Genomic DNA, 3,356 nt, shown 5'->3' with positions numbered 1-3,356 from the left:
GCAACGACTTCTACCTGGACGGCGTTCGCGACGACAGCCAATACGTGCGCGACCTGCACAACATCGAACGCATCGAGGTGCTCAAAGGCCCGGCAGCCGTGTTGTACGGCCGCGGCGGCCAGGGCGGCATCGTCAACCGTGTGAGCAAGCTGCCCCAGGCCGGTCGCGCCTCCAGCATCGAGGCCCAGGGCGGCAGCAATGATTTGCGCAGCCTGTACGCCGACCTCAGCACCGACCCCACCGATACCATCAGCCTGCGCCTGAACATGGGCAACCAGGACAACAACAGTTTCCGCGACGGCGTCAGCGGCAATCGCCAACTGTTTGCGCCGTCCATGAGCTGGCAACTGAGCCCCGACCTGAACTGGCTGGTGCAGTACGAATACAGCCGCTACAACCGCACGCCGGACCGGGGCATTCCCGGGGTCAATGGGCGGCCGGCAGATGTCAGCCGCGGCACCACTTATGGTGACAAGCGCGATTACATCGACGACACGTCCCAATCCCTGCGTTCGCGGCTTGCCTATGAGCTGAACGACAGTTGGCAACTGCGCCATACGTTGGGCGTGTTCACCCTAGACAGCGACTTCGATAACACTTACGCCGTCAGCTACGACCCAAAAACCGGCAAGGTCGGGCGCCAGCGCTGGCAGCAGGACTTGACCACCCGCAACATCCTCAACAACGTCGAACTGGAAGGCGGCTTCACCACCTTCGGCCTGGAGCATCGCTTGCTCACCGGAGTGGAATTGGGCAACCAGCGCCGTGACCCGAAACTCTACCGAGCGCCGCTCGCCGCTGTGCCGAGCGTGGATGTGTACAACCCCAACCCGGACCTGCGCCACTACGGTCGCCTGCCGGCATTCAGCAGCAGTCACACCGAAGCGCAAAGCCAGGGCGTGTATGTGCAGGACCAACTGCGCCTGAACGATCAATGGCAACTGCTCGCCGGTTTGCGCTATGACCGCTTTGATGTGGAGTCCACCAACAAACTGACCAACGCCTCGGAACAGGTCGTGAGCCACAGCACCAGCCCGCGCGTGGGCCTGGTCTGGACGCCGCTGGAACACCATTCGTTCTATGCCTCGTGGAGCAAGACGTTCTCGCCGACCGGCGGCGGCCTGATCGGCATCACGCCCAATGCCACGGGCAACGCCAACGACCTGAGCCCGGAGCTGACCAAACAGAAGGAAATCGGGGTCAAGAGCGACTGGCTCGACGACCGCCTGAGCACCACCCTGGCGGTGTATGAACTGGAGCTCTACAACCGCCGCACCCGCGACCCGCTGGACCCGACCATCACCCTGCTCAGCGGCGAGCAGCGTTCCCGTGGCGTGGAGTTGACCGCTACCGGCAAGATCATCGGCAACTGGTACGTGCGCGGTGGCGTCGGCCTGCAGGACGCCACGGTGGTGAAAGACAACAATGGGTTTGAAGGCAAGCGCATCAGCGACGTGGCCAAGCGCAACGCGAGCCTGTTCGTCACCTGGAAACCGGAGATGGGCTGGTACGCGGAAACCGGGCTGACGCTGGTGGGTGAGCGTTATGCGGATAACGCCAACACGGTGGCGTTGCCGGGTTATGGGCGCTGGGACGCACTGGCCGGGTTTCGGCAGAAGGAATGGGATGTGCGGGCGGCGCTGAACAATATCAGCGACAAGACGTACTACGCGTCAGCGACGAGTGCAGCGCAGATTCAGTTCGGCGACCCGCGCAGCCTGGTGGTGACTGGCACCTATAGCTTCTAACAGGCTTGCGTGGCGAGGGAGCTTGCTCCCGCTGGGGTGCGAAGCGCCCCCAAAATAGGCGACTGTGTTTTTTCAGATAGAACTCGATGATCTGTTTTGGGGCTGCTGCGCAGCCCAGCGGGAGCAAGCTCCCTCACCACAAGGTCCAGTGCAACATTGAAAACAACCGTCAGCCTTGCATCAATTCACACAACGCCTGCACCTCGTCCTCGCTGAACAGCCCCGCCGGGTACCGTTCGCTCATCACCCGGCGCGGGTCGGGCGTCCTGATCTGCCGCGAACCGTTTGCCTTCAACCAGAGCGCCAGCGCGTGGATCGCGTCACCGTTCACCCGCAAAGGGTGGAACGTGCGCGTGTACATCAGGTTGATATCGGCATTCATTTCAGCGCTCTCTCCGACGGCATGAGCGGCTAACTTACTCAAGGTTTATGACAGAACCGCTTAGTCATACACCGTGCTGTGTGTCGCAACAGCGATACAAGAGCTATGCCAATGTGCCCGGTTTGTCGGCACTTGCACACAAAAAAGCCCGCGAACCTGACGGGCCGCGGGGTTGCTGTAAGCGCGCAAAACATGGCGCACTCGATTGCCGTTAAACCCGGCACCAGGCTGTTACAAGTGCACTCAGTTTTTGTGCGGGGCCGGCTGTTGCTGGGTCAGACAGTGGATGTTGCCACCCCCCAGTAACAGTTCGCGGCCAGGCACCATCACCACTTCATGCTGCGGGAACAGGCTCTGCAGAATCTCCTTGGCGCGGCTGTCCAGCGGGTCGTCGAAGCTCGGCGCGATGATGCCACCGTTGACGATCAGGAAGTTGACGTAGGAACCGGCCAACCGCACGGTGGGATTGCGCTCCTGGGTGCCGTCTACCGGGTCCACGCCTGCGCATTCTTCCTCGGTGGCGTACAGCGGCCCCGGGATCGGCATTTTATGCACTGTGAACGAGCGGCCCTGGGCGTCGGTGCTGCTTTGCAGTACGTCCATGGCGGCATGGCAGCGCGCATAGTTCGGGTCTTGCGGGTCGTCGGTCCAGGCCAGCAACACTTCGCCTGGGCGTACGTAGCAGCAGAAGTTATCCACATGCCCATCGGTTTCGTCGTTGAACAGGCCATCCGGCAGCCAGATGATCTTATCCACCGCCAGGTTGGCGCTGAGCACCGCTTCGATTTCCTCACGCTGCAGGTGCGGGTTGCGGTTGCGGTTAAGCAGGCATTCTTCAGTGGTGATCAGGGTGCCTTCGCCGTCGACGTGGATCGAACCGCCTTCCAGCACAAACCCTTCGGTGCGATAACGCGGGCTGCGCTCGATCTCGAGGATCTTGCCGCCCACCTGGGAGTCGCGGTTCCACGGCGAGTACAAGCCGCCATCAAAACCGCCCCAGGCGTTGAAGTCCCAGTTCACACCGCGCACTTCACCGCTGTTGTTGATCACGAAGGTCGGCCCGGTATCGCGGACCCAGGCGTCGTCGCTGGACATTTCCACCAGGCGAATATTCGGCACGTCAAGGCGCGCCCGGGCGTTTTCGTACTGGCCGGCCGAGACCGCCACGGTCACCGGTTCAAAACGTGCAATGGCCTTGGCCACCGCCACATGGGCGGCCTGCGCCG

At 62.2% G+C, this 3,356-nt stretch carries 3 protein-coding genes; 1 reads left to right on the top strand and 2 read right to left on the bottom strand.

Annotated features, from left to right (window positions below):
* On the top strand, nucleotides 1–1,748 hold a 1,748-nt coding region (locus HX846_RS29355; protein ID WP_178966699.1), incomplete at its 5' end, for a TonB-dependent siderophore receptor.
* Nucleotides 1,749–1,917: 169 nt separating this feature from the next.
* On the opposite strand, the gene HX846_RS29350 is transcribed toward HX846_RS29355, so the two are convergent.
* Together HX846_RS29350 and aguA are read right to left on the bottom strand one after the other, a co-directional pair.
* Nucleotides 1,918–2,130 (bottom strand): hypothetical protein, encoded by a 213-nt coding sequence (locus tag HX846_RS29350; RefSeq protein WP_003213240.1) that lies wholly within the window; start codon nucleotides 2,128–2,130, stop codon nucleotides 1,918–1,920.
* 243 nt (nucleotides 2,131–2,373) lie between these two features.
* A partial coding sequence (gene aguA / locus HX846_RS29345) for an agmatine deiminase (RefSeq protein ID WP_178966697.1) occupies nucleotides 2,374–3,356 on the bottom strand: 983 nt, incomplete at its 5' end.

This window comes from Pseudomonas sp. K5002, from assembly GCF_013386655.1.
GTDB lineage: Bacteria > Pseudomonadota > Gammaproteobacteria > Pseudomonadales > Pseudomonadaceae > Aquipseudomonas.
The sequence above is the reverse complement of the archived record's forward strand: the minus strand, read 5'-3'. Positions and strand labels throughout refer to the sequence as shown.